The following is a 24,406-nucleotide window of genomic DNA, read 5'->3' as shown; positions in this document are numbered from 1 at the left end:
ATTTCTCAAAATCAGTGACTCCTTATCATTATGATAAAAACGCGCTGAGTGGAATGAATATTTGAACGCAATCGTTTAACCTGATTTTCTAAAATTTAGTATGCCGCTTTTGCGCATAAATAAAGTCCTCGGGGGTATCAATATCTAAAATTATTTCTTCATCTTCTATTTCGACGGAATAATGCTCACCCATTTGCAATGCCTGACGCATATTGGTCACGTTGGGGCGTTGGATAGCCTGCATCAGACTCGACTTTGAGATTAAAATGGGATGACCAGGAATGCCATTGTGGAGTGGAAGTATTGCGCCGCCATTGCGTAACTGCCAGATTTTATTGAAAATATTTGCATTAATGCTCGGCATGTCGCCATGAGTAATAAAGCAATATTCGGTTTGCACTTCGGGAGCAGCAGCCTTCACCGAGGTCAGTAAGCCCTGCTCATAATCTGGATTATAAATAAGAGTAATATTGTCAGTGTTCTCGTAGCGATGGTGCAGTTCATTAGCGCGAAAACCCGTAACTAAAATAATTCGACTACAAAACTGCAACGCGTTTTTGATACTTGCATCAAGAATTGTTTCCTGTTGCCAGGGTAACATCATTTTCCATTGTCCCATTCTTGATGATAATCCAGCAGCGGTAATTATACAGTCGATGGCTGACATAGTGATTCCATTATTTATATCGGTTAATAACGCCTGAAAATTGCGTTACTTCCTGGTTAATGAATTTGTGGGTTAATTTATCCCAGAGAGGTCTATGAAGACTCGTGAAAAGTATAATTGACCCATCAGCATTATTCATTGATTTAGGCGTGCAGAACGCTCCGGCAGTCATTTCTGTTGTTGGTGCAGGGGGGAAAACCAGTCTGCTTTTTTGGCTGGCAGAGTTACTTCAGTCTAGTGGCAGGCGCGTGTTAATCACGACGACGACACATATGTTTATACCAACGTCTCACTGGCCCGTGGTTTTCTGTCGCGATCCCGCCATGCTTCCTCATGCGTCTCTCACATCCCCCATTGCATTTTGTTTTCACCGCTTCAAAGCGAAACAGGGAAAGCGCAGGGATTTACGCCAGATACCATTGATGTACTGGCGCAACGACCAGAATGTGACGTAATTCTCATTGAGGCAGATGGCTCGCGTGGAATGCCGTTAAAAGCGCCGGATGAGCACGAACCTTGCATACCAAAAAGCAGTTGCTGCGTGATTGCTGTGATGGGAGGGCATATTTTGGGCGCTAAAGTTGGCACCGAAAATATCCATCGCTGGTCGCAGTTTGCTGATATTACTGGGTTAACACCAGATGCAACCTTGCAACTTAGCGATCTCGTTGCGCTGGTTCGCCATCCGCAGGGCGCGTTTAAAAACGTACCGCAAGGCTGTCGGCGAGTCTGGTTCATTAACCGTTTTTCTCAATGTGAGAATGCGATTGCGCAAAGCGAGCTACTCAAACCGCTGCAACAACATGACGTAGAGGCAATCTGGCTGGGCGATATACAAGAACATCCTGCAATCGCGCGCAGATTTGTGAATTAGCAGCTCGGGCATTCCGGGTTACTGAAAGGATATCCATTGAGGTTGGTATGAATATTTTCACAGAGGCTGCAAAACTCGAAGAGCAAAATTGTCCGTTTGCGATGGCGCAAATTGTTGATAGCCGAGGTTCTACACCCCGTCATTCTGCACAAATGTTAGTGCGTGCCGATGGTTCTATCGTCGGCACAATTGGCGGCGGAATGGTTGAGCGGAAGGTGATTGAAGAGTCGCTTCAGGCATTGCAGGAACGTAAGCCGCGATTATTCCACGGGCGCATGGCTCGTAACGGCGCGGATGCCGTCGGGTCAGATTGCGGAGGCGCAATGTCAGTGTTTATCAGCGTACATGGTATGCGACCACGTCTGGTGTTGATCGGCGCGGGGCATGTCAACCGGGCGATAGCCCAGAGTGCCGCGTTATTAGGGTTTGATATCGCCGTTGCCGATATTTATCGCGAAAGCCTCAATCCTGAACTTTTTCCGCCGTCAACTACGCTTCTCCATGCCGATTCGTTTGGCGCGGCAGTAGAAGCACTGGAGATTCGCCCTGATAATTTTGTCCTGATTGCCACGAATAATCAGGATCGTGAAGCCCTCGATAAACTCATTGAGCAGCCTATTGCATGGCTGGGTTTGCTGGCAAGTCGCCGCAAGGTGCAGCTTTTCCTGCGTCAGTTGCGCGAGAAAGGCGTGGCTGAAGAACATATTGCCCGTTTACATGCGCCGGTTGGTTACAACATTGGTGCGGAAACGCCGCAGGAGATAGCCATCAGCGTGCTGGCAGAAATATTACAGGTGAAAAATAACGCGCCGGGTGGGCTGATGATGAAACCTACGCATCCTTCCGGGCACCAACTGGTGGTGATTCGCGGTGCGGGGGATATCGCCAGTGGTGTGGCGCTGCGTCTGTATCATGCGGGGTTCAAAGTGATCATGCTGGAAGTGGAAAAGCCAACGGTGATTCGTTGTACCGTGGCGTTTGCCCAAGCCGTGTTCGACGGCGAAATGACGGTCGAAGGCGTCACTGCCTGCCTGGCAACCAGCTCTGCGGAGGCGATGAAACTTACCGAACGCGGGTTCATCCCGGTGATGGTAGATCCTGCCTGTTCACTGCTTGATGAACTGAAACCGCTTTGCGTTGTGGACGCTATTCTTGCGAAACAGAATTTGGGTACGCGTGCAGATATGGCGCCAGTGACGATCGCGCTTGGGCCGGGCTTTACCGCAGGTAAAGATTGTCATGCGGTGATTGAAACGAATCGTGGGCACTGGCTCGGTCAGGTGATTTACTCCGGCTGCGCACAGGAAAATACAGGTGTTCCCGGTAATATCATGGGGCATACCACCCGGCGAGTTATTCGCGCTCCGGCGGCAGGTATCATGCGTTCCAACGTGAAATTAGGCGATCTGGTGCAAGAGGGTGATGTGATTGCCTGGATTGGCGAGCATGAAATTAAAGCGCCGTTGACGGGGATGGTACGTGGCTTGTTGAACGACGGACTGGCTGTGGTCGGTGGTTTTAAAATTGGTGATATTGACCCTCGTGGTGAAACGGCTGATTTTACCAGTGTTTCAGATAAAGCCAGGGCGATTGGCGGCGGCGTACTTGAGGCGTTAATGATGTTGATGCATCAGGGCGTTAAAGCGACAGAAGAAGTGCTGGAAGTGGCTTAAATGAAAACGGCCGGATGGTATTACCCATCCGGCCTTTAACTTACTGACAAATCACCGTTCCGGTTTTGCCTTCAATCCCTTCTTTCGCTTTGCTCAACACGGTAATCAGTGCTTCGCGACCTGCGCGAGAGCGAGCAAACGAGGCGGCAGCTTCCACTTTCGGCAGCATAGAACCTTTCGCAAAATGACCTTCTTCGATAAAGCGTTCTGCATCGGCCAATGACAGGCGGTCGAGCCACTGCTCATTCTCTTTACCGAAGTTAATGGCCACTTTTTCTACCGCAGTCAGAATGATCAGCATATCGGCATCGATCATTTCTGCCAGACGGGCGCTGGCCCAGTCTTTATCGATAACCGCGCTGGCACCGCGCAGATGATTGCCTTCACGAATCACAGGAATACCGCCACCGCCAACGGTGATCACCACCTGGCCTGCATCTACCAGAGCTTTAACCGTTTCTTTTTCAATAATATCAACAGGCTTCGGTGAGGCTACTACACGACGATAGCCACGACCCGCGTCTTCTTTCAGGGTGTAACCCTGTTTTGTCAGTTGCTCGGCTTCCTGCTCGGTAAAGAACGATCCGATCGGTTTGGTCGGGTGGAGGAATGCCGGATCGTTAGCGTCGACTTCGACCTGAGTAACCAGCGTTGCTACAGGTTTATTAATACCACGAGAAAGCAGCTCTTCCCTTAAGGCATTTTGCAGATCGTAACCAATATATCCCTGACTTAACGCAACACAGACAGACATCGGCAGCATCGGCGAGTGCGCTTCAGTTTTTGCGGCAGCTTCGAATGCCTGGTTAATCATGCCTACCTGCGGTCCATTACCATGAGTGACGATAACTTCATGTCCCTGGGCAATTAAATCAACAATTGCCTGAGACGTAATTTTTACCGCTTTCATTTGTCCGGCCAGATCGTCGCCCAGCGCATTCCCGCCGAGGGCGAGAACAATTTTCTTACTCATTTTTCCTCACTCATCATTCTTGATTGTGTATAGATCCCTGGCAGTGGTTAGAGCACGGGAGGGACAAACGGTTTGCGTCGCAGGAAACGACCACGTCCGGCTTTGCCTGTAAAGGCTCCGTCGCAGAAAATCGTTTCACCACGGGATAAGGTTCTGACAATCGCGCCCTGACAGGTAAAGCCCTCCCAGGGAGAATAGTCGGCATTGTCGTGGAGATGGCGATGTTGAATGTGTTGGCTCTGGCGTGGATCGATAATCACCACGTCGCCATCGGAACCGGGCGCTAACAATCCTTTTTGTGGCCACAGGCCAAACAGCCTGGCGGGCATCGCACTGGTTAACTCAACAAAACGTTCCGGGGTGATACGTCCGGTCATTACGCCGCTGGAAAACAGCAATTGCATACGATTTTCCACACCGGGTAAGCCATTTGGGCAGCGACTGAAATCGCCTTTAGAAATTTGCTGGCGTTGAGCCATCGAGAAGGTGCAATGATCGGTCGCTACCACGTCAATCGCACCATCGCTGATACCGCACCACAGCTTGTCCTGCTCACGAACGTTGCGCAGCGGCGGGCTAAGGATAAATTTCATTCCGTCTTCTGTATCGTAACTGCGTTCGTCCAGCAGAAGATATTGTGGGCAGGTTTCAACCCAGACTGGCTGGTGATTCGCACGGGCAAGACGCAGATAATCCAGACCTAAGCCGTTAGACAGATGGACGATATAGAGTGGGGCGTTGCCGGCAAGTTGCGCCAGGTTAATCATGCGGGCGATAGCTTCTGCTTCGCATTCCAGAGGTCGACTCAAGGCGTGATAGCGCGGCGCGGTTAACCCGGCGGCAATAAACTCCGCCCGCTTGCTGGCGATAGCTGCGTCATTTTCCGGGTGCACAGTGGTCAGGGCGCCAGACTCATGCAAGCGGCGTAATGCTTGCAACACTTCATCATCGTTGAGTTTATATTGATAGGTTAAATAGAGTTTAAAACTGCTCAGCCCTTCCTCGACCATCATCGGGATTTCGTCGAGGATGGCGTGATTAATGTGCTGGATCACACCGTGAAAGCTGTAGTCGATGACCGCCTTATGGGCGGCATAACCACGATAAACTTCCAGTTGATGGCGTAACCGGCAGCCATTTGGGCCAAATCCCATATGGTCAATAATGGTTGTTGTACCGCCACACGCGGCTGCGCGAGTACCGGTAAAAAAATCATCACAACTGCGCGCAATGCCGACATCAATATTAAAATGCGTATGGACGTCCACGCCGCCAGGGAAAACGTAACAGCCAGTGGCATCAATTTCTTCATAAGGGAGCTGCGGCGAAATATCGGTGCCCAACTGGCGAACAATCCCGCTTTCAATCAACAAATCCTGTTTGGCTTGTCCATCTGCGTTAACGACAGTGCCGTTTTTGATCAATACGCGCATAGCAAACTCCAAAAACCCTCCGGCGAACCGGAGGGGAATAAGTTAAGAATAATTATTCGGTTGCCAGCCAGCTTAACGGGATTGCAGCGTACATAGCGGCACAGGTCACCAGATGAGATTTCCAGGTTTTTTCGTTTGGCGCGTGCGCTTCTGGTTCTTTACCTGGGCCAAAGCCGATCACCGGAATGCCGTGACGACCCATGATGGATACGCCGTTAGTTGAGAAGGTCCACTTATCAACGACCGGCGCTTTGCCAAACAGACCTTCGTAGGCATTCACCAGGGCTTTAACAGTGAAGTGATCTTCTTCCACTTTCCAGGTCGGGAAGTAGCATTCGGTTGGGTAAACCAGGCCAGTCCAGGAAGGACGGTCGTAGTTGTACATAGAAACAACCGCGTTGGCTTTCTGTACCGCAGGCAGGGCGCGGATTTCGTCCAACGCGCCTTCCCAGGTTTCACCCCAGGTCAGACGACGGTCAATAGAAACTGCGCAGCTGTCTGCTACAGCGCAACGGCTTGGGGAGGTAAAGAAAATTTCAGAAACGGTGAGGGTGCCTTTGCCGAGGAATTCGTCATAGCCCAGACGCTGGGACAGTTCTTGTAATTCGCCAAGAATCGGTCCCATTTTGAAAATGGCGTTATCACCGCGTTCTGGCGCAGAACCGTGGCAGCTAACTCCCTGAACATCTATACGAATTTCCATACGTCCGCGCTGACCACGGTATACCTGGCAATCAGTCGGTTCAGTACTGACCACAAATTCCGGGCGAATGCCGGATTGTTCAATAATGTACTGCCAGCACAGACCGTCGCAGTCTTCTTCCTGCACCGTACCGGTGACCAGCAGGGTGTATTCATCTTCCAGACCAAGGTCTTTAATGATTTTACCGGCATAAACCATAGATGCCATGCCGCCTTCCTGGTCGGAAGTGCCGCGACCACCAATCAGCTCATCAGTTTCCATGCCTTCGTACGGATCGAAGTCCCAGTTTTTGATGTTGCCAATGCCGACGGTATCGATATGAGCGTCCATTGCCACCAGACGCGGGCCGTGGCCGATATAACCGAGAACGTTACCCATCGGGTCGATTTCAACTTTATCGAAGCCGACTTTTTCCATCTCTTCTTTAATACGATGCACTACGCGTTTTTCGTCGCAGCTTTCGCTGGGAATAGCAACCATATCGCGCAGGAAGCGAGTCATGTCTGCCTGGTAATCTTTTGCTTTTTCAAGAATCAGTTTGAATGGAATATTCTTAGCCATTATTTTTCTCCAGATTTTTTACTCCCCGTTTTGCGGGGAGCAGTTCCAATAGGGTGATTAAGGTGCTACAGAGTGTTTGCCTTCCCAGACAACTTCGCGGTAGTGCTTCACATCGGTGTCGCCTTCAGTGCTGATAACCAGCACCACGGCATCTTTGTTCAGCGCCAGTTTTTCCATCAGGCTTTGACGTTGCGGGTGATAATGAACCGCCGCGAGAACGCCCAAACCGACAGCGCCAGATTCACCGGAGATGATGCGTGGATCGTTGCCATACGGATTACCCAGCACGCGCATACCTAATGCGGCAACGCTGTCCTGGCAGGAGATGAATTGGGTGGCGCAGTTACGTAGGATTTCCCAGCCCAGCGGGTTAGGTTCGCCGCAGGCCAGGCCCGCCATAATAGTGGCCATATCGCCGCCAACGTTGACGATATCGCCTTTGACGCCAGAGCGATAAATACAGTCAGCTTTGTCAGGTTCAACAATAATGCTGTGCAGATTTTGCGGGCTATAGACATCGACCAGATAACCCAACACACCACCGGCCATAGCACCGACACCGGCTTGCAGCAGAACGTGCGTCGGGGTTACGCCCATTTCACGCATTTGCTCGACAGCTTCATCTGCCAGCGTGGCATAGCCCTGCATGATCCAGGTTGGGATTTTGGTGTAGCCTTCCCAGGCTGTGTCTTGTACCACTTCCCAGCCGTGCTGCTGCGCGTGTTGCATGGTCAGGCGAACGGTGTCGTCATAGTTCATATCGGTGACGATGCACTCGGCACCGAGATTCAGAATGGCGTCAACGCGTTCCTGAGCGGAGCCTTTCGGCATGTAAATCACCGCATTCTGTCCGAGTTGCTGCGCTGCCCATGCCACACCGCGCCCGTGGTTGCCGTCGGTGGTGGTGGCGAAGGTCATTTTTTCGCCGATAGCCTTTTTCAGGTGTTCAAATGACAGTGTTTCGATATCAAGATGATATTTTTCGCACAGTAACTGAGCGATGGCATACGCACCGCCGAGCATCTTGAAGGCGTTCAGACCGAATCGTTTTGATTCGTCCTTAACGAGAATTTTCTTCACACCAAAAAGGTTCGCGAGGTCGTCCAGCGCACAAAGCGGTGTTGGGCGATAGCCAGCAATCTTCTGATGGAACTGGCGCGCCAGTTTTGCCTGGCTTTGCGAAAAGAGCGGTGATGTTTCGCCGTTGAAAAATTTGTTATCGGCGATATCAATCTTCAATGAGAAAACGGACATATCCTATCCTTTTGGCCTCTGTAAATAGAGAGCCGATCTGTCGATCGGCCCGAGGGGTTATTTCACGCGTTCTTGCGCTTCTTTCAGCAGTTGTTCGAGCAGTGCACCCGGTTTGGAGTATTTACGGGACAGGATCATCGCGGCGATGATATAAGGCTTCCAGCTGGCTTCTTTGTAGGTCGCGATACGGTATTTTTCGAATACGCCCTCAGTGACTTCACCTTCTTTGCAGGATACGCCGCTGATATCGGCTGGCAGGCAGTGCATATACAGGGCTTCGCCATCACGGGTCAGCTCCATCATCTCTTCAGTACAATGCCAGTCTTTGTGCTGTGCGTTCTGCGCCAGACACTGTTTTTCCAGTGCTTTTAAGCCTTCGTGATCGTTAGCGCGCAGCAGTTCAGTACGCTCTTCCATCACTTTGTAAGGTGCCCATGACTTCGGATAAACGATGTCTGCATCTTTGAACGCTTCTTCCATGCTGGTGACCTGACGGAAGCTGCCGCCGGACGCTTTAGCATTGTTTTTCGCCACTTCAACCACATCCGGGATCAGGTCGTAACCTTCCGGGTGGGCCAGGGTGACATCCATACCGAAGCGGGTCATCAGGCCGATGATGCCTTGCGGAACAGAAAGCGGTTTGCCGTAGCTTGGTGAATAGGCCCAGGTCATGGCGATTTTTTTACCTTTCAGGTTTTCCAGCGAACCAAAGTGTTCACGCAACCATGCCAGGTCAGCCATCGACTGCGTCGGGTGGTCGATATCACATTGCAGGTTAACTAAAGCCGGGCGCTGCGGCAGCACGCCCTGTTTGTAGCCGTCGTCGAGTGCCGCGCCAACTTCACGCATATAGGCGTTACCCGCACCCAGATACATATCGTCACGAATACCGATAGCGTCGGCGCAGAAGGAGATCATATTAGCGGTTTCACGAACGGTTTCGCCGTGAGCGATTTGTGATTTACCTTCATCAAGATCTTGCTGTGCCAGACCGAGCAGGTTAAGCGCGGAAGCATAAGAAAAACGGGTACGGGTGGAGTTGTCGCGGAATACGGAAATACCTAATCCACTATTAAAGACTTTGGTCGAGATGTTTTCAGCACGCAGTGCTTTTAACGCTGCGGCAACGTCCAGTACTTGTTTCAGTTCATCTGGCGTCTGTTCCCACGTTAACAAAAAATCTTTCTCGTGAAGGTGAGAGGTCAGCGAATTGATATCCTTAATCAGCTCATTAACAGTTTTCATCATAAAGTCCCGATAGTGGAATGACAGGCAAAGTGGTTTATTTCACTGTGACTTGCCAAAGTGATTGGTGTTTTCACAGCTATACCAGGGACTAACAATAAGTGTGCCAGAATTATCTACGCGGCTGCGAAAGAGTAATTTGACAGGTAATGTGTGGGGTTGATCACAAATTAACATTGCACTATGGAGCATAAAAATATACGGAAACGATTGGCTTTTTTTCTGCCGTTATTTATTTGCTGCTAAGTATCGTAAATAAGATATAAGGGAGAGGAGAATCGTCGTCAGTTTGATAAATGCAGTCCCGTAATTCTCATATTGATATAGAAATGTGATATCACTTCCATAATTTCATTAGAAAGTGATAAAAATCCTATGTTTTTAGCAAAGCTATATTTGTCTGAGTTAATATCGTCATGACCTGTGAACCATCAACGTCTTCAATGATCGACTTTTAAGTGATTCTGGAAGGTAAAGCTATGGAGCTTGTTACTACGCAGTCAGTATTGATGCAAATTCAACCAACAATTCAGCGTTTTGCCAGAATGCTAGCCAGCGTTTTGCAGCTTGAGGTTGAGATCGTTGATGAAAACTTGTGTCGCGTCGCTGGAACTGGCGCATATGGGAAGTTTCTTGGGCGCCAGCTAAGTGGCAATTCACGTTTGCTCCGCTATGTCCTGGAAACCAAAACCGAAAAGGTTGTGACACAGTCTCGCTTCGATCCCCTTTGTGAAGGTTGTGACAGTAAAGAAAATTGTCGTGAAAAGGCATTCCTGGGCACGCCCGTTATTCTGCAAGATCGTTGTGTCGGAGTAATAAGTTTGATTGCTGTTACTCATGAGCAACAAGAACATATCAGTGATAATTTACGCGAATTTTCAGATTACGTTCGCCATATATCTACTATTTTTGTCTCGAAACTTCTGGAAGATCAGGGGCCAGGAGATAATATAAGTAAAATATTCGCTACCATGATCGATAATATGGATCAGGGAGTGTTAGTTATCGATGAAGACAATCGTATTCAGTTTGTTAACCAGACTGCATTAAAAACTCTTGGTGTTGCTCAAAATAATATGGTTGGGAAACCTATTCGTTTCAGACCATTAACATTTGAGAGTAATTTTACTCATGGACATATGCAACATATCGTTTCGTGGGATGATAAAAGTGAATTAATAATTGGTCAGTTGCATAACATCCAGGGGCGACAGTTATTTTTGATGGCGTTTCACCAGTCACATACCAGTTTTTCTGTGGCGAACGTTTCTGATGAACCGCATATTGAACAATTAGTGGGTGAATGCCGGGTTATGCGGCAATTAAAACGACTCATTAGCCGTATCGCGCCCAGCCCATCCAGCGTAATGGTGGTCGGGGAAAGTGGCACCGGTAAAGAAGTTGTCGCTCGTGCAATTCATAAGTTGAGTGGAAGACGGAATAAACCCTTTATTGCTATCAACTGTGCCGCGATCCCGGAGCAGCTTCTGGAAAGTGAGCTGTTCGGTTATGTCAAAGGCGCTTTTACGGGTGCTTCTGCCAACGGCAAAACAGGGCTGATTCAGGCGGCGAATACGGGCACGCTGTTTCTCGATGAAATTGGCGATATGCCATTAATGTTGCAGGCAAAATTGTTACGAGCTATTGAGGCGCGTGAAATTCTGCCGATTGGTGCCAGCAGCCCAATACAGGTCGACATCCGCATCATTTCTGCAACTAACCAGAATTTGGCTCAGTTTATTGCTGAAGGTAAGTTTCGTGAGGATCTCTTCTATCGCCTGAATGTTATTCCGTTAACGTTGCCGCCTTTGCGTGAACGTCAGGAAGATATTGAACTGTTGGTGCATTACTTTTTACATCTGCATACCCGTCGTCTGGGGTCGGTTTATCCTGGCATTGCTCCTGATGTTGTTGAGTTGCTGCGTAAGCATTATTGGCCTGGAAACCTGCGAGAGCTAAGCAATTTGATGGAATATCTGGTCAACGTTGTTCCTTCAGGTGAAGTCATTGACAGCACACTCCTGCCGCCCAATCTGGTAAATAACGGCGTGACAGAGCAAAGTGAGAGCCCAGAAGCCAGCGAAGCACATTTGGCACTTGATGATGCTGGTGGTACGGCGCTGGAGGAGATGGAAAAACAGATGATCCGCGAGGCGCTTTCACGTCATAACAGCAAGAAGCAAGTTGCTGATGAACTGGGAATCGGCATTGCTACGCTCTATCGTAAGATTAAAAAATATGAATTGTTAAGTGCGTAACCGCAGTAAATCCGGCCTGCATTCAGGCCGGATTTCGTTTTACTTCGTTTCCTCGCAGTCCAGCACTGTATTCACAATCATCTGATAACCGGTGCAGCGACAAAGATTTCCCGCCAGGCCGCGACGAATTTCCGTAATAGTTAATGGTTTCTCGCGTGGTTTTGCCAGCATTGCCGTGGTGGCCATAATCAAACCGGGCGTACAAAAGCCACACTGTACCGCGCCTGATTTCGCATAAGCCTGTTGTACATGAGAAAGTTTGCCGCCTTTTGCTTCGCCTTCCAGCGTGCGTATCTCTTTTCCTTCAGCCCAGGAGGCAAGGTATAAGCAGCTATCTATCGCGGTGCCATCAACCAGCACAGTACACGCGCCGCATTCTCCAACGCAGCATCCTTGTTTGACGCTAAGTAATCCTTGCTCACGGAGCAGTTCTGAAAGCGGCATACCCGGCGCGGCGCGGAGCTGAAAAGGCATACCGTTAATGACGCATTCAATGGTAATTGTTTCGCTGTGGTTCATTGTAGTTTTCCCCCTGCCGCAGCGACGGCTTCGCTAATGACTTTTTGGGTCATCGTCTGGATAAGATGCAGACGAAACTCTTTACTCGCACGCCATGAGGAACGCGGGGCGACGTCTTGCAGGACAGACTCGCTGATGGCTTCCAGCGTTTGCAGGTTCAGTGGCGCGTTTTGTGCAGCCTGTTCGGCGTGTTGGCAGCGAATCGGCGTTGGAGCGGCAACACCAAATGCCAGGCGTAATTCACTGAAACTTCCATTATCCAGCCGACAATACGCGGCGCAGCCAATCGTTGAAATATCCATTGCGTCGCGCATGGCATATTTAAAATGCGCGCTACCAGCATGTTCTTTCGGTTGTGGCGGAAAATGAAAGGCGACAAGAATTTCGTCATGCTCAAGAGAGACTTTGCCTGGCCCTGTGTGAAAGCCATTAATCGGGACGAAACGAACTCCACGCGGTGAGTGGATCTCCAGCTTCGCGTCATAAATCAGCGTTGGTGTGGCGGAGTCTGCGCTGGTGGCACCGTTGCAAATATTTCCACCGTAGGTAGCGACATTACGGATCTGCGGTCCGGCAATTGACGAAGCCGCAGCACATAACGCCGGAAGATGATGCTGGGTTAACGGATCTTCAATGAGCTGAGTAAATGTCGTCGCGGAGCCGATTCGTAGCGCGCCATTTTCCTCCTGCGTAATTCCCCGAAGCTCCGCCAGATTGTGAATATCAACAATATGGCGATAACGGTCATTGTGATGATGGAGCTGAATCAGTACGTCAGTGCCACCGGCGAGCAGTTTTGCCTGCGGATTGTGGGTCAGCAGGTTGATGGCATCGGCAATGGTGGTCGCGCGATGGTAAGAAGCAAAATCAAACATGATGTTATCCTCAAATCAATCCTGCCAGATGGAACTCTTCGTATAACCGTTTTGGCGTCAGTGGCAGTGTATTGATTGCAACACCGGTAGCCATCTTCACCGCGTTACGAATAGCAGCGGCAACAGGAATGATTGGTGGCTCACCCAGTGACTTATGTCCGTATGCGGATTGCGGTTCATTGATTTCGACAAACGCACTTTCCAGTTGTGGCAGATCCGGCATGGTCGGCATTTTGTAATCCAGCAGATTTGGGTTACGTACCACGCCGCTTTTCGCGTCGATGATCATCTCTTCAAATAGCGCCCAGCCAATGCCCATTCCCATCCCGCCGTGTACCTGGCCTTCTGCCAGTAGCGGATTAAGAATATGCCCCGAATCATGAACGTTGAGGATGCGGTTGATAGTGACTTTGCACAGCGCAATATCGACTGTAAGGTCAACAAAGGTGCAGCCAAACGCCGGTGGGTTAGTGGTAGTTTTGATAGAACTTTCTGCAGAAAGCTGTCCGCCACGCTCGGGATGATAAAACGCATCCATTGCCAGATCTTTTAATGACAGCAACGGCTCTTCTGGTCTTTCAACCAGCACGATTTGGCCTTTTATCAGGGTCAGATTCATCGCTGACTGATGTAGCATGACTGCGGCGTGAGCGATGATTTTCTCTTTCAGCAGCAGCGCCGCACTGCGCAACGCTGGCGCGGCAACGTAGCTCTGACGTGATGCAAACGCGCCGGGGTCGAATGGTGTAATATCGGTGTCTTGTGTCGAAATTACGCGGACATCGCTGACCGGGACACCCACGGTTTCTGCCACCATTTGTGAGAACACGGTGTCGGCACCCTGACCGATTTCTGTAGCGCCGCTTTGCACGTTGATGGTTCCATCCTGATTCATCAACAGGCGTGCGCCCGCGATTTCCACCCCGACAGGCCAGGTGTTAGAGGTGTAGCTAAAACAGGCAACGCCAACGCCTCGCCGCAAATTGCCTTGCTGGTTCCGGCACTCTGCACGGCGTTTTTCCCATTCAAAGATTTTCCGCCCTTTTTCAAGACACTCTGGTAATCCTGCGCTGTAAATACGTTTGCCCGTGAGCGGATTTGCATCGCCTTCTCGAGCAGCATTACGTAAACGAATTTCTACTGGGTCTAGTTCTAACGCGGTAGCGGCGTCATCCAGCATTGATTCGACAGCAAAAACGACTTGCGGTGCGCCATAACCACGCATCGCGCCTGTCGAGGGCAGATTGGTATAGCAGGTCTTTGAACTGTAGGCATAAGCACAACGAGGATAAAGGTAAGCGACTTTGTTACCGCCTGCGGAAGCGATGGAGTGACCGTGGGAGGCATAAGCGCCGGTGTTGGACAGAACATCCAGACTATAACCTTTCAACGTACCATCACGATTCACGCCCATTTTCCCATCAATGGTAAAGGCGTGGCGGGTTCGGGTTGCGAGAAAACACTCTTCACGGCTAAGGGAAACTTTCACCGGAATGCCCCCGAGCTTGCTGGTCAGGAAGGCCGCCATAGGCTCTTCCAGCACATCCTGTTTATTACCAAAACCGCCGCCGACAAACGGTTTGATGACTCGAACACATGACCAGGGAATATCCAGCGCCTGACCGACAACGCGGCGAACAATATGTGGGATCTGCGTACTGGAGACGATGGTAATTCGCGAGTCATCCTCCATCCATGCCAGTGAGGTCACACTTTCCATATGGCAATGCTGAATGACCGGTGTTTGATAATGCCCCTCGATCTTGTAATCTGCCGCATCGATTGTTTGCTGGACATTGCCCGTCGACATCATGCTTTGTTTAAGTAAATTGCCGCCGTTATGGATTGGTGCTGCGTCTTCTGCCAGTGCCGCTTCTGGTGTGGTGATAACGGGTAATTCTTGCCACTCAATGCTGACTAGTTGCGCCGCTTTTTCTGCCGTGAGCTCATCGCGAGCCACGACGATGGCAACGGCATCACCATGATGACGAACATGGCGGGTTAACAGTGCGCGATCGGCGGTATCGCGTTTATTTACGTCAAGTGTCCATGCATGTCCTGCCGTAGCGAATGGGATATCCGGTACATCTTCCCAGGTAAAAATCGCCAGTACGCCCGGCAGGCTTCTGGCTTTTTCATCGTCAATATTTACGGCATAACCATGTGCGATAGGGCTACGTACATATTTTGCGTAACACATGCCCGCCATAACATAATCATCAGTATATCGTGCCCGCCCGGTAACCTTAGCAATGGCATCTACGCGCATACATGATTCACCTGTAGCGGTTGCTTCCCGCGCTTCCATAGAAATCCCCTTGATTTGAACATTTGGTTCTTATGGCAATGATTTAGTCTTTGCAGGCAAGAATTACGCCAGAAACGACTATAAGCATGGGGGGAGGAGGGAAGTGTGATGTTGTTAATAAAACGCCAGGGATGATGCGTTTTTATCAGCAAAGAAAGAGAGGGCTGTGTATCAATATGAGTGTGATAAAAATCATTGTGATAAATGAATATTAGGCGACAGTCAGGATGCCTTCTTTTGCGTTATGATGATGTGCAAATGGGGGATCGCTATCCTAATGGATTCATTCACAATTCTTGATTTGTACATCCATTTTCTGAGCAATGGATTGGGTATCTGACAGGTGGCTGCTATGATATAGCGTCTTGTTTTTTGAGCGAGGAAAGATTTTGAGCGCAGGACGCCCGAATAAAAAAACGCTGGGTATCGTGATGCTGTTATCGGCAGGGCTGCTTCTGGCGGGCTGTTCTGGTAGCAAATCATCAGACACAGGAACGTATTCCGGCTCCGTTTACACCGTGAAACGGGGGGATACGCTTTATCGTATTTCACGCACCACGGGAACAAGCGTAAAAGAACTTGCCCGACTCAACGGCATTTCTCCACCCTATACCATCGAAGTTGGTCAAAAGTTGAAGCTTGGTGGGGCAAAAAGTAACCGCAGCTCGAGAAAATATACAGCCAAATCAACGACGAAAACAGCGTCAGTCACTCCACCGCCAGTGGTTCCGAAATCTTCATGGCCGCCCGTCGGACAACGTTGCTGGTTATGGCCAACGAGTGGAAAAGTTATCATGCCTTACTCAATGGCTGATGGTGGTAATAAAGGGATTGATATTGCTGCAGCGCGCGGGACGCCAATATATGCAGCCGGCGCCGGTAAGGTGGTGTATGTCGGTAACCAATTACGTGGCTACGGTAATCTCATCATGATTAAACACAGTGAAGATTACATCACTGCTTACGCTCATAACGACACGATGCTGGTAAACAATGGGCAAAATGTTAAGGCTGGGCAAAAGATAGCGACGATGGGCAGTACGGATGCTGAATCTGTGCGGTTACATTTCCAGATTCGTTACCGTGCTACGGCGATTGATCCTTTGCGCTACTTGCCGCCACAGGGCAGTAAACCAAAGTGCTGATGGTGAATTAATCAGCAGTCAGTAGCAAGGCACTTGCTAAGAAGAGCGTAAGGTTTATAATGCCTTACGCATCTCAAAGCGGGCGTAGTTCAATGGTAGAACGAGAGCTTCCCAAGCTCTATACGAGGGTTCGATTCCCTTCGCCCGCTCCAGTTTTTATATCCTCATTTATTTTTCTTTTTTTATCGAAACTTTCCATTCTTTTAATGTGCTTACATCAAGTATGGCTGAATCAAATAACAACAATCAAAAATAAGTAGAGCTTGTGTGCTCCTCGACATTAGCAGTCATAAACGAGTTTGCATTCGTTATACCAGTCGAGGATTATCACGACTCACGCTACTGCACATTGACTATTAAAATCGATATTATTATTAGTTTTTGATAATTGCTTTAATTTTTGGATGTTATTAATAATAACTAAATAGCATTCTTTCTCTGTTCCTTGATAAACGTGTGTGTATTTTTTATTCTGTGTTGCAGAAATATATGCATTAATGCATTTTTTTATTACCACAGCTTTATGCATATCAGGTTCAAGTAACAGTGCCTGGTCTATACAAGCAATTGCATCCTCAATTTTATCGTTATATATATTTACCAGTGCACGATAATAGTATAAGGCGGCGATATCTAATATTTGTGTCTGCGCATGTTCAAAAAAAATACGTGATGTCGTTGCTTGTCCGGAAAGACCAGTTATCAATCCCATGATTCCTGAAATCTTTCCATCACAAATAGTTTTATCTGACACCTTATCTATAAATGCGAATGCTTTTTGAGTTGCATCTTTGTGCTCATTCATACCATGAAGAGCCAGGGATATATAGCCTTCAGCCAACAGGCAATGACACTCATTTATTAGAGACGGAATATTGTGTTTTTTTTTCAGGTGTTCAAATATCGTTATTGCTTTGACAATACTTTCAGGCGTGAACTCATTTAGCGCGTTTTTTCCGTTAGACATTTCTTTTGATAAAATATGGTCATTAAAAGAATCGCGTTGATTAATCAAGCCCTGTGCAGCTTTAGGCTTCTTCATAGCCAGATACAAGTTACTTATTATAAATTGTGATACTTTTTGTATATCATCCGCTTGCAGATGTGTGCTGGCAACAAGATAAAAACTTTTTGCATCGATCACCTCAACATATAAACTATTTGATGTTCCATGTTGGCTGATTCTTCCGGTTATAAAATAATCTGGTTTGAATCTGGCCAGAAAAGCTGTTTGAGATTTATTATCTATACAATATTGGGTTGCTGCCAGTGGGTATATATAAAGGTCATCATTTTTTTGGTTTGAGATAAGTTGTACAAGATTCTGATTTAGTGTTAATGGATCATGATGACTGTGAGACGTTGTAAATGGAAATAAAGCAACCGTACTTCCTTCTTCATTATTTTGGTTCCCTTTTATTTTGAAAACTTGCCCACTGAATCGATAGCCTTTCCTGTATATGGTTTCTATACAGCGGGTATAACCGATGCGTTCAAAAATACATCTTAATGAATATATACACCGTGTAAGGGACTCGTCACTTACAATGACATTTTTCCACACGGACTCGATGATCATATCTTTTGATACAACATTGCCAGATGATTCAAGCAATACAAATAATACGCCAAGCTCTTTCGGAGGTATGTAAGATTGCTCATTCCCTTTTGTAAGAATACCATCTTCTGTAAGAATTATTCCATCAGGAAAATGATATGAAAACTTAATTTCTAAATCCATTAGCTAACCCCTGTAAAGTTTATGGTTATTTACGTCCTGAATGAGTAATAGATATAACTGATATTCATATATGTTTTATTAAACTGTATATGATTTTGTATATATAAAATTCCATGACTGTTTGCATTAATTTATAGAGGATTTTTTCGAATGTAACCTGAAATGTCCTTAATTAATGCTTTTTAATCATGTTTCTACGTAACCAATTGAAAGGCAATGATAAAATGACGCGGCTATCATTCCTTAACTGAGTGCTGATTTTGATTTAAGATAAGAAAATATACTCAGGTAACAGCTATATATCGAGTTCTAACCTTGTTTGTGAACGTTATAGTAACGATATCTTTCTCTGGCAATTTATTATTGTTTTTGATATGCCAGATATGAAAAATATTTGTTTGTTTTTTCACCATTATATATATCACCATTTTACAATGGAGTATTCTCACTGGTAATATTTCCTTCAAATTAATACCGGCAAGGCGTTAATTTGAAGAGTGAGTGTCATACTGAGAGAAGGGGAATATATTGCTGATGTTTTTAGGGAGTGGAAGGTTGCTATATAGATATGTATGGTTATAAAAAATTATAGAAATATTGCATGTGTTATTTTTAATATTTTTATTTCGACCGTGTCAGGGGTTACCTTGCACAGTACATAATCGCTCTGTTACTAATGTTAAAAAGAAAACCGCGATTACCCTGTGTTTGTATATTATAGCTTATCATTTTTCCTGAAAAGACATAGAAGTCAGGAAGGAGTAGTGCGAGTTTATTATCTTCAACTTGATCAATAATATCGAACTTATTTATTTTGTTGGAGGTGAGATGCAACGTATTATAATTTTCAGTCCATGTATATTCAATATCACGTCGAATTGCTTTATAAGCCTTTGTGTTTTGTTTCCATGTACCGCTGAGTGCAACTATACCTGTCTTTTTGTTTTTATTATACATAAAGTCAAGAGTAAGATTGGCTTGTCCCTGGTCATTAAAAATAACCCAGTTAGCTGTACATTTTTCATTGTATGCGATTTGCTGTTTAGAATAATGATAGGTAATAAAAAGAACAAATCCGCTAATAAAACATAAAATAAGTATCAGGGCTTTTTTATAACGAGTCACGATTAATCCCACGATAAGACAAAGTTAAACAACCTGCAACTTCGTTATTTCTATAGCTTTTTTTGCAGGCCATAACAATCAAGCCCGGAAACGATCTGGCCAGAGGGAAATATAGCCATGGATATTTCTTGCAGTCAATTCCTGACGCTAATATATGCTTTTTATATTTATCAAAATCTTTCAGGCCATTAATGCTATCTTCTGTTACATTAAAATGACAACCATTTATTTCTGCAACAGTCCTGTAATCTCTAAAGAATGGTTTGGGTTGATTATTATTCCATAGTAAAAATGCGGTAAGCAAACCCACACCAAATGCACTTAACATGAGTAAATAAAATTTAGAGTGCCGGAGTATGTTCCTGACATGATTATCTGGAGCAGAATTTATCTCTTTAACCCCATCTGTAACGTTCAAACTGAGGGGAGAGTTGTGCTTTTGGACATCTATTGCAGAGAGGGGGGTATGATTTTCTATGTTGATATCGTTATTGAGCTTGAACCCTTTTCTCGGCACGGTTGCAATAAGCGAATGAGTCGTATCACCAACCGCGCGAAACCCACGCCTGATAATCGATATGTTTTGGTATAACGTGTTGACCGGTACACGCATACCTTCTTCTTCCCAGACTCTGGAGAAAAAGTCCTGCTGGGCGACCACATCTGGAAAAGCTTCGAGTAGCAACGATAAACACCTGCTTGCGGGCGTTGTCAGAACAACGTTCAACTCGGCGTCATGTACCGAAATTAATTTCTTGTGTTCCGGCCAGAACTCAATATTATTGTTAATAATCCAGTACATAGGTCAATAAAACACAGCATCAAGAAAATTCAAATGAGATAGTTTGGTAAGTATATTAGTATTTATCTAATAAATATATATTAATTTTATATTCATTATGACAATTATAATTGCAATATATTAATGCAACGTAAATAACCATGTGTGTTAACAAATTTAACGGTTATAACGTCTACTTTTATGGTTTTTTCTCTCATGAATTTTTGAAATAGCACACAAAATTCACATGATTAAACTAAAAATTAACAAGCGGACTTGAAGCTCATCGTATAAAACACGGGCATTATTATAAATGCCCGTATATACAATAATTATTATTGTGGATAGTTACGTTTCAATGCTGAACTGAGTTTGAACGTATAAATAATTCGTTTATTTTACCACCCATCCTTTTTTCAATTCTTTGCTTGTAGGCGTAGATGCTACGGATATCCATGTCGAGAGTGTCTGCAATTTGATATGGATTATAACCAGATACCATATGCCCCATTATGGTGAACTCCATTTGAGTCAACGTATTGCCTCTGGTAAATGACAGGTAACGACCAATAAACAACTGTCTGATCTTCTCGTTAGCAACATCCAGTCCATCATCATTATATATAATGGCTGATATTGCGGGGTTGTGTTTTCTCCAGTAATTAGCAAGAGATTGCATATTCCTGTCGCTTATCAACACAATTCCCATTTCCGTACTTGCAAGATACTCAATCCAGTCTTTATCCAGGAAAAGACGTAAAAAACTTACTGAAAAATCCACAAAAATGTATCCGCTTAATCGAGCATTGTGATTTTTACTTAATATGCCTTCAACCACGCCACGATTAAAATACGAACTATCTTCGGGCCACATACAAAAACAGGCGTTTGCACAATACTGCAAGCGCGGTGACTTTTCTGGCATTATTTGGCAATGCATTGAGCAACTATTGCATGTAAGACTTTTATATCTACTACAAAGTCTCATGTTAATAACCTCCCTATTCATAGATAATCGCATAATTTCATTGGTTATTGATGATGTCAATACACCCTGATTTAATAAGCTTTTAATTGGAATTTGCGTTTAATCTGTATTTGATATTATTCTCAATAAGATATTTAAGAATGCATCATTAAGTTTTAAATATGGCTTGATTTCACTCATTTAACCATGTTTGGCTTATCGCAAATCAGATAAATGCTTAATGCATTAGGAATATCTATACTGCAAATTGTTTTCGAATAACCAGACGATATCGTGTAAATCTAAGTGACGCATCTTAAATAGTCTTATTTAAGATGTTCAGATTTTTACTGAGGATAACAGCTTGATATTGTTTGTTTATGCTATAGATAGTCAGGAGGGTGATTAATGGTGGAGAGGCATTGTAAGAACTGGAATGGTTCAAAATAATGACTATTTTGAACCATTCTCATCAGCGATTAACTAAAGAACATTACCGACACGCACAGGATACCCACGATCAACGTAATTAGATTTCCGATGGAGCGCCAGGGTTTAAGGGCTGGAATGAGATACGTAGACAGTGTTGGCATGATAAAAAGAATCATGGCAATGAGCGGACCACTGATCGCGTAAATCATCGAAATTGCGTTAGGGTTGATGCAGCAAACGATGAAAGTAATCAGTGATACCAACATAATTGACAGCGCGCGGTTAAATGCACGGCTTTTTTTAACGCCCGCCTGCTGTAACGTGGTTTTGACTAATTCCGTCGCACCTTCAATAACGCCAAAGTAGGTGCCTAAAAATGATTTAGACATTGCAACTACCGCGACAATAATCCCGGAAATTGACAACCATGCAGGGGAATTTGGCAGCATAGACAGTGCCGATAAAATGGTTACGCCTTCCTCTTTGGCTGCCTCAATATATGAAGGTGGAATTGATAACAGGCAGCTAAACACGAAGAACAGCACGCTCACACAGATGATGAGATAAGCGACCTTCATAATTTTTTTGCATTTATCCATAGCGTGTTCGCCGTATTTTTCTCGTCTGTCGATGGCAAACGTAGAAATAATCGGAGTATGGCTAAAGGCGAAAACCATCACGGGAATCGATATCCATATCTGGTGAAGGGTATTCTGATTGAACTCTACCTGGGTTGTTAATAAAGAAGGCTGCCAGCTACCGACCAGGTAGATGGAAAGAAATAAGAAGTAAGCAATCAGCGGGAAAACCAAAAATCCCATTACCCGAATTGTGGCATGACGCCCCATCAGAAAAATAAGATTCAGGATTAACACAACGCCAAGACTCACCAGCATACGGATGCGTAGATCAATGACCATATGCTTCGCCAGCTGTTCAGTGAGTGAGTTGGTGATTGCCACTGCGTATATCAGTACAACGACAAAAAAGGCAATGAAGTACAGAGTGGTAATCAGATTACCGATCTTCTTGCCATAGTAGTGAGTTACCGCGCCAGTGATCCCTTCGCCTGCCGATGTTTTTGAAGAAAGGATGAACTGGCACAAGGCCTTATGTGGCCAATATGTTAAAGGCCAGGCGACCAGTGCAGTAATAAACAGGACCACCGCTCCTGCTGAACCTAATTGAATAGGAAGGAAGAGCGTGCCTGCGCCAACGGCTGTGCCGTAGAGTGCGAAGCTCCAGAGAGTTTCTTCTTTTGACCAAATTTTAGACATTATTTGAACGTATCATCTACAAATTAAACAAAATGGAGGGCAATTTACCATAAACCAGGCCGGACATGGGAGATTAACGCTATATCAACCTCTGGATTGGTGTGTTAGTAGATGCAAACCTTGCGTGCCAGTCAGATATCATCCTCCCTTCTTACGGTAAATTTCCTTTGTGATAAAAATCACTTTTTTTAAACATTTTGGATAATTGAAATTAACAATCATTTACTATTGCGCTGTTAATTGGTGCGAGGTTGTGATGAAAGATGTTGTGATTGTCGGTGCGTTACGAACACCTATCGGCTGCTTTCGTGGCGCGTTGGCTGGTCATTCTGCGGTAGAATTAGGCAGTCTGGTCGTGAAAGCCTTATTAGAGCGCACCGGCGTTGCTGCACATGCGGTGGATGAAGTGATTCTTGGACAGGTTCTGACTGCCGGGGCAGGGCAGAATCCAGCACGGCAATCGGCCATTAAAGGTGGTCTTCCCAACAGCGTTTCGGCAATTACCATTAATGATGTTTGTGGTTCCGGGTTAAAAGCTCTGCATCTTGCTACTCAGGCGATTCAGTGTGGTGAGGCTGATATTGTTATTGCCGGTGGTCAGGAAAATATGAGTCGTGCGCCACATGTTTTGACTGATAGCCGCACCGGAGCACAGCTTGGCGATAGCCAATTGGTTGATAGCCTGGTGCATGATGGCTTGTGGGATGCATTCAATGATTACCATATTGGTGTCACTGCCGAAAATCTGGCGCGCGAATATGGTATCAGTCGTCAGTTACAAGACGCCTACGCACTTAGCTCACAACAGAAAGCGCGGGCGGCCATTGATGCCGGACGATTCAAAGATGAGATCGTCCCGGTCAGAACGCAAAGTAACGGGCAGTTACTGATTGTTGATACCGATGAGCAGCCGCGTACTGATGCCAGTGCCGAAGGGCTGGCTAGTTTAAATCCGTCATTTGATAGTCACGGTTCTGTTACCGCAGGAAATGCCTCATCCATCAATGATGGCGCGGCTGCGGTAATGATGATGAGCGAAGCTAAAGCACATGCGTTGAATTTACCCGTGCTGGCACGTATTCGTGCCTTTGCCAGCGTTGGTGTTGATCCTGCACTGATGGGTATTGCTCCTGTGTATGCGACTCGCCGTTGCCTGGAGCGTGTAGGCTGGCAGCTGGCTGATGTTGATCTTATTGAGGCTAATGAAGCATTTGCCGCGCAGGCGCTTTCTGTTGGCAAGATGCTTGAATGGGATGAACGCCGGGTCAATGTCAATGGCGGCGCGATTGCATTGGGTCATCCGATTGGCGCCTCTGGTTGCCGCATTCTGGTTTCTTTGGTTCATGAAATGGTGAAACGCAACGCTCGTAAAGGATTGGCTACACTCTGTATTGGTGGTGGTCAGGGGGTGGCGTTAACTATTGAGCGTGACGATTAGATCTGTATTTCTTCCTTATCCGTTAAACCTCTACCGCCATCAAGCTGCTTTATAATGATGGCTGACACGTCTACGCATATCCCATATAGAACCTGACTTTTTCCTTTCCCCGGCTTATTCGTGATCGACACTACACTTTTCACAATCGCCTTCTTAA

18 protein-coding genes, 1 tRNA gene and 1 pseudogene are annotated in these 24,406 nt (G+C 46.3%); 6 read left to right on the top strand and 14 right to left on the bottom strand.

Annotated features, from left to right (window positions below; all coding sequences use genetic code 11):
• Positions 1-88: 88 nt before the first annotated feature.
• Positions 89-667 (bottom strand): molybdenum cofactor cytidylyltransferase, encoded by a 579-nt coding sequence (gene mocA / locus HEN21_RS07855; protein ID WP_001272832.1) that lies wholly within the window; start codon positions 665-667, stop codon positions 89-91.
• 104 nt (positions 668-771) lie between these two features.
• Between mocA and yqeC the strand changes: the two are divergent.
• Positions 772-1,541, top strand: a pseudogene (gene yqeC, locus HEN21_RS07850) (selenium cofactor biosynthesis protein YqeC).
• 47 nt (positions 1,542-1,588) lie between these two features.
• Positions 1,589-3,214 (top strand): selenium-dependent molybdenum cofactor biosynthesis protein YqeB, encoded by a 1,626-nt coding sequence (yqeB, locus tag HEN21_RS07845; protein ID WP_001020364.1) that lies wholly within the window; start codon positions 1,589-1,591, stop codon positions 3,212-3,214.
• Between the two features lie 40 nt (positions 3,215-3,254).
• On the opposite strand, the gene arcC is transcribed toward yqeB, so the two are convergent.
• Genes arcC through ygeW form a run of 5 tightly spaced genes read right to left on the bottom strand, consistent with a single transcriptional unit; the run spans position 3,255 to position 9,383 of the window.
• On the bottom strand, positions 3,255-4,187 hold the full coding sequence (gene arcC, locus HEN21_RS07840) for a carbamate kinase (RefSeq protein ID WP_000037980.1): 933 nt from the start codon (positions 4,185-4,187) through the stop codon (positions 3,255-3,257).
• Between the two features lie 47 nt (positions 4,188-4,234).
• Positions 4,235-5,620: a D-phenylhydantoinase gene (gene hyuA, locus HEN21_RS07835; protein WP_010349350.1), complete on the bottom strand. Its 1,386-nt coding sequence runs from the start codon at positions 5,618-5,620 to the stop codon at positions 4,235-4,237.
• A 52-nt stretch (positions 5,621-5,672) separates the two neighbouring features.
• Positions 5,673-6,884, bottom strand: coding sequence for a YgeY family selenium metabolism-linked hydrolase (locus HEN21_RS07830; RefSeq protein ID WP_001107125.1), 1,212 nt, complete (start codon positions 6,882-6,884; stop codon positions 5,673-5,675).
• 57 nt (positions 6,885-6,941) lie between these two features.
• Positions 6,942-8,138: a diaminopropionate ammonia-lyase gene (gene dpaL, locus HEN21_RS07825; protein WP_000110483.1), complete on the bottom strand. Its 1,197-nt coding sequence runs from the start codon at positions 8,136-8,138 to the stop codon at positions 6,942-6,944.
• Between the two features lie 57 nt (positions 8,139-8,195).
• Complete coding sequence (gene ygeW / locus HEN21_RS07820) at positions 8,196-9,383, bottom strand: knotted carbamoyltransferase YgeW (RefSeq protein ID WP_001360948.1); 1,188 nt, start codon at positions 9,381-9,383, stop codon at positions 8,196-8,198.
• A 479-nt stretch (positions 9,384-9,862) separates the two neighbouring features.
• Between ygeW and HEN21_RS07815 the strand changes: the two genes are divergently transcribed.
• Positions 9,863-11,641 carry a sigma-54 interaction domain-containing protein gene (locus HEN21_RS07815; RefSeq protein WP_000424616.1) on the top strand — a complete coding sequence of 593 codons (1,779 nt, stop codon included), beginning with the start codon at positions 9,863-9,865 and terminating at the stop codon, positions 11,639-11,641.
• Between the two features lie 39 nt (positions 11,642-11,680).
• Here the strand turns inward: HEN21_RS07815 and xdhC are convergent, their stop codons facing one another.
• From xdhC to xdhA, 3 genes are read right to left on the bottom strand one after another with little or no spacing between them, the layout of a single operon-like run.
• Positions 11,681-12,160: a xanthine dehydrogenase iron sulfur-binding subunit XdhC gene (gene xdhC / locus HEN21_RS07810; RefSeq protein ID WP_001016616.1), complete on the bottom strand. Its 480-nt coding sequence runs from the start codon at positions 12,158-12,160 to the stop codon at positions 11,681-11,683.
• Positions 12,157-13,035: a xanthine dehydrogenase FAD-binding subunit XdhB gene (xdhB, locus tag HEN21_RS07805; RefSeq protein ID WP_000459214.1), complete on the bottom strand. Its 879-nt coding sequence runs from the start codon at positions 13,033-13,035 to the stop codon at positions 12,157-12,159. The genes xdhC and xdhB overlap by 4 nt, the downstream gene beginning before the upstream one ends.
• Before the next feature lie 10 nt (positions 13,036-13,045).
• Positions 13,046-15,343 carry a xanthine dehydrogenase molybdenum-binding subunit XdhA gene (xdhA, locus tag HEN21_RS07800; protein ID WP_176252454.1) on the bottom strand — a complete coding sequence of 766 codons (2,298 nt, stop codon included), beginning with the start codon at positions 15,341-15,343 and terminating at the stop codon, positions 13,046-13,048.
• Positions 15,344-15,732: 389 nt separating this feature from the next.
• Between xdhA and actS the strand changes: the two genes are divergently transcribed.
• The gene (actS, locus tag HEN21_RS07795) at positions 15,733-16,488 is read left to right on the top strand and encodes an amidase activator ActS (RefSeq protein ID WP_010349361.1); all 756 of its coding nucleotides are present in this window, start codon (positions 15,733-15,735) and stop codon (positions 16,486-16,488) included.
• A gap of 78 nt (positions 16,489-16,566) precedes the next feature.
• Positions 16,567-16,640 (top strand) — tRNA-Gly (locus tag HEN21_RS07790).
• Positions 16,641-16,822: 182 nt separating this feature from the next.
• On the opposite strand, the gene HEN21_RS07785 is transcribed toward HEN21_RS07790, so the two are convergent.
• The 5 genes from HEN21_RS07785 to HEN21_RS07765 all read right to left on the bottom strand — a co-directional run bounded on the left by HEN21_RS07785 (position 16,823) and on the right by HEN21_RS07765 (position 22,811).
• Positions 16,823-18,229 (bottom strand): winged helix-turn-helix domain-containing protein, encoded by a 1,407-nt coding sequence (locus HEN21_RS07785; protein WP_176252453.1) that lies wholly within the window; start codon positions 18,227-18,229, stop codon positions 16,823-16,825.
• A gap of 642 nt (positions 18,230-18,871) precedes the next feature.
• Positions 18,872-19,354 carry a hypothetical protein gene (locus tag HEN21_RS07780; protein WP_000199214.1) on the bottom strand — a complete coding sequence of 161 codons (483 nt, stop codon included), beginning with the start codon at positions 19,352-19,354 and terminating at the stop codon, positions 18,872-18,874.
• The gene (locus tag HEN21_RS07775) at positions 19,341-20,156 is read right to left on the bottom strand and encodes a winged helix-turn-helix domain-containing protein (RefSeq protein ID WP_016159650.1); all 816 of its coding nucleotides are present in this window, start codon (positions 20,154-20,156) and stop codon (positions 19,341-19,343) included. Before HEN21_RS07775 ends, HEN21_RS07780 begins: the two co-directional genes overlap by 14 nt.
• 334 nt (positions 20,157-20,490) lie before the next feature.
• Positions 20,491-21,123, bottom strand: a complete 633-nt coding sequence (locus HEN21_RS07770) for a helix-turn-helix transcriptional regulator (RefSeq protein ID WP_010354900.1) — start codon at positions 21,121-21,123, stop codon at positions 20,491-20,493.
• Between the two features lie 458 nt (positions 21,124-21,581).
• Positions 21,582-22,811, bottom strand: coding sequence for an amino acid permease (locus HEN21_RS07765; protein WP_000036850.1), 1,230 nt, complete (start codon positions 22,809-22,811; stop codon positions 21,582-21,584).
• Between the two features lie 256 nt (positions 22,812-23,067).
• Here HEN21_RS07765 and HEN21_RS07760 point away from each other — a divergent pair, with 256 nt between their 5' ends.
• On the top strand, positions 23,068-24,249 hold the full coding sequence (locus tag HEN21_RS07760; RefSeq protein ID WP_000656049.1) for an acetyl-CoA C-acetyltransferase: 1,182 nt from the start codon (positions 23,068-23,070) through the stop codon (positions 24,247-24,249).
• The last annotated feature ends 157 nt before the right edge of the window (positions 24,250-24,406 follow it).

Origin of the sequence: Escherichia sp. 93.1518 (genome assembly GCF_013368915.2) — a bacterium.
Lineage (GTDB): Bacteria > Pseudomonadota > Gammaproteobacteria > Enterobacterales > Enterobacteriaceae > Escherichia > Escherichia ruysiae.
This window is presented reverse-complemented; position numbering and strand designations above follow the sequence as displayed.

Excerpts from the sequence above, each read along its gene's own strand:
- dpaL (WP_000110483.1), bottom strand. The coding sequence starts at position 8,138 with ATGTCCGTTTTCTCATTGAAGATTGATATCGCCGATAACAAATTTTTC.
- ygeW (WP_001360948.1), bottom strand. The coding sequence starts at position 9,383 with ATGAAAACTGTTAATGAGCTGATTAAGGATATCAATTCGCTGACCTCT.
- HEN21_RS07785 (WP_176252453.1), bottom strand. The coding sequence starts at position 18,229 with ATGGATTTAGAAATTAAGTTTTCATATCATTTTCCTGATGGAATAATT.
- HEN21_RS07775 (WP_016159650.1), bottom strand. The coding sequence starts at position 20,156 with ATGTACTGGATTATTAACAATAATATTGAGTTCTGGCCGGAACACAAG.
- HEN21_RS07765 (WP_000036850.1), bottom strand. The coding sequence starts at position 22,811 with ATGTCTAAAATTTGGTCAAAAGAAGAAACTCTCTGGAGCTTCGCACTC.
- hyuA (WP_010349350.1), bottom strand. The coding sequence starts at position 5,620 with ATGCGCGTATTGATCAAAAACGGCACTGTCGTTAACGCAGATGGACAA.
- HEN21_RS07815 (WP_000424616.1), top strand. The coding sequence starts at position 9,863 with ATGGAGCTTGTTACTACGCAGTCAGTATTGATGCAAATTCAACCAACA.
- xdhC (WP_001016616.1), bottom strand. The coding sequence starts at position 12,160 with ATGAACCACAGCGAAACAATTACCATTGAATGCGTCATTAACGGTATG.
- arcC (WP_000037980.1), bottom strand. The coding sequence starts at position 4,187 with ATGAGTAAGAAAATTGTTCTCGCCCTCGGCGGGAATGCGCTGGGCGAC.
- xdhB (WP_000459214.1), bottom strand. The coding sequence starts at position 13,035 with ATGTTTGATTTTGCTTCTTACCATCGCGCGACCACCATTGCCGATGCC.
- HEN21_RS07770 (WP_010354900.1), bottom strand. The coding sequence starts at position 21,123 with ATGAGACTTTGTAGTAGATATAAAAGTCTTACATGCAATAGTTGCTCA.
- xdhA (WP_176252454.1), bottom strand. The coding sequence starts at position 15,343 with ATGGAAGCGCGGGAAGCAACCGCTACAGGTGAATCATGTATGCGCGTA.
- yqeB (WP_001020364.1), top strand. The coding sequence starts at position 1,589 with ATGAATATTTTCACAGAGGCTGCAAAACTCGAAGAGCAAAATTGTCCG.
- HEN21_RS07830 (WP_001107125.1), bottom strand. The coding sequence starts at position 6,884 with ATGGCTAAGAATATTCCATTCAAACTGATTCTTGAAAAAGCAAAAGAT.
- HEN21_RS07760 (WP_000656049.1), top strand. The coding sequence starts at position 23,068 with ATGAAAGATGTTGTGATTGTCGGTGCGTTACGAACACCTATCGGCTGC.
- mocA (WP_001272832.1), bottom strand. The coding sequence starts at position 667 with ATGTCAGCCATCGACTGTATAATTACCGCTGCTGGATTATCATCAAGA.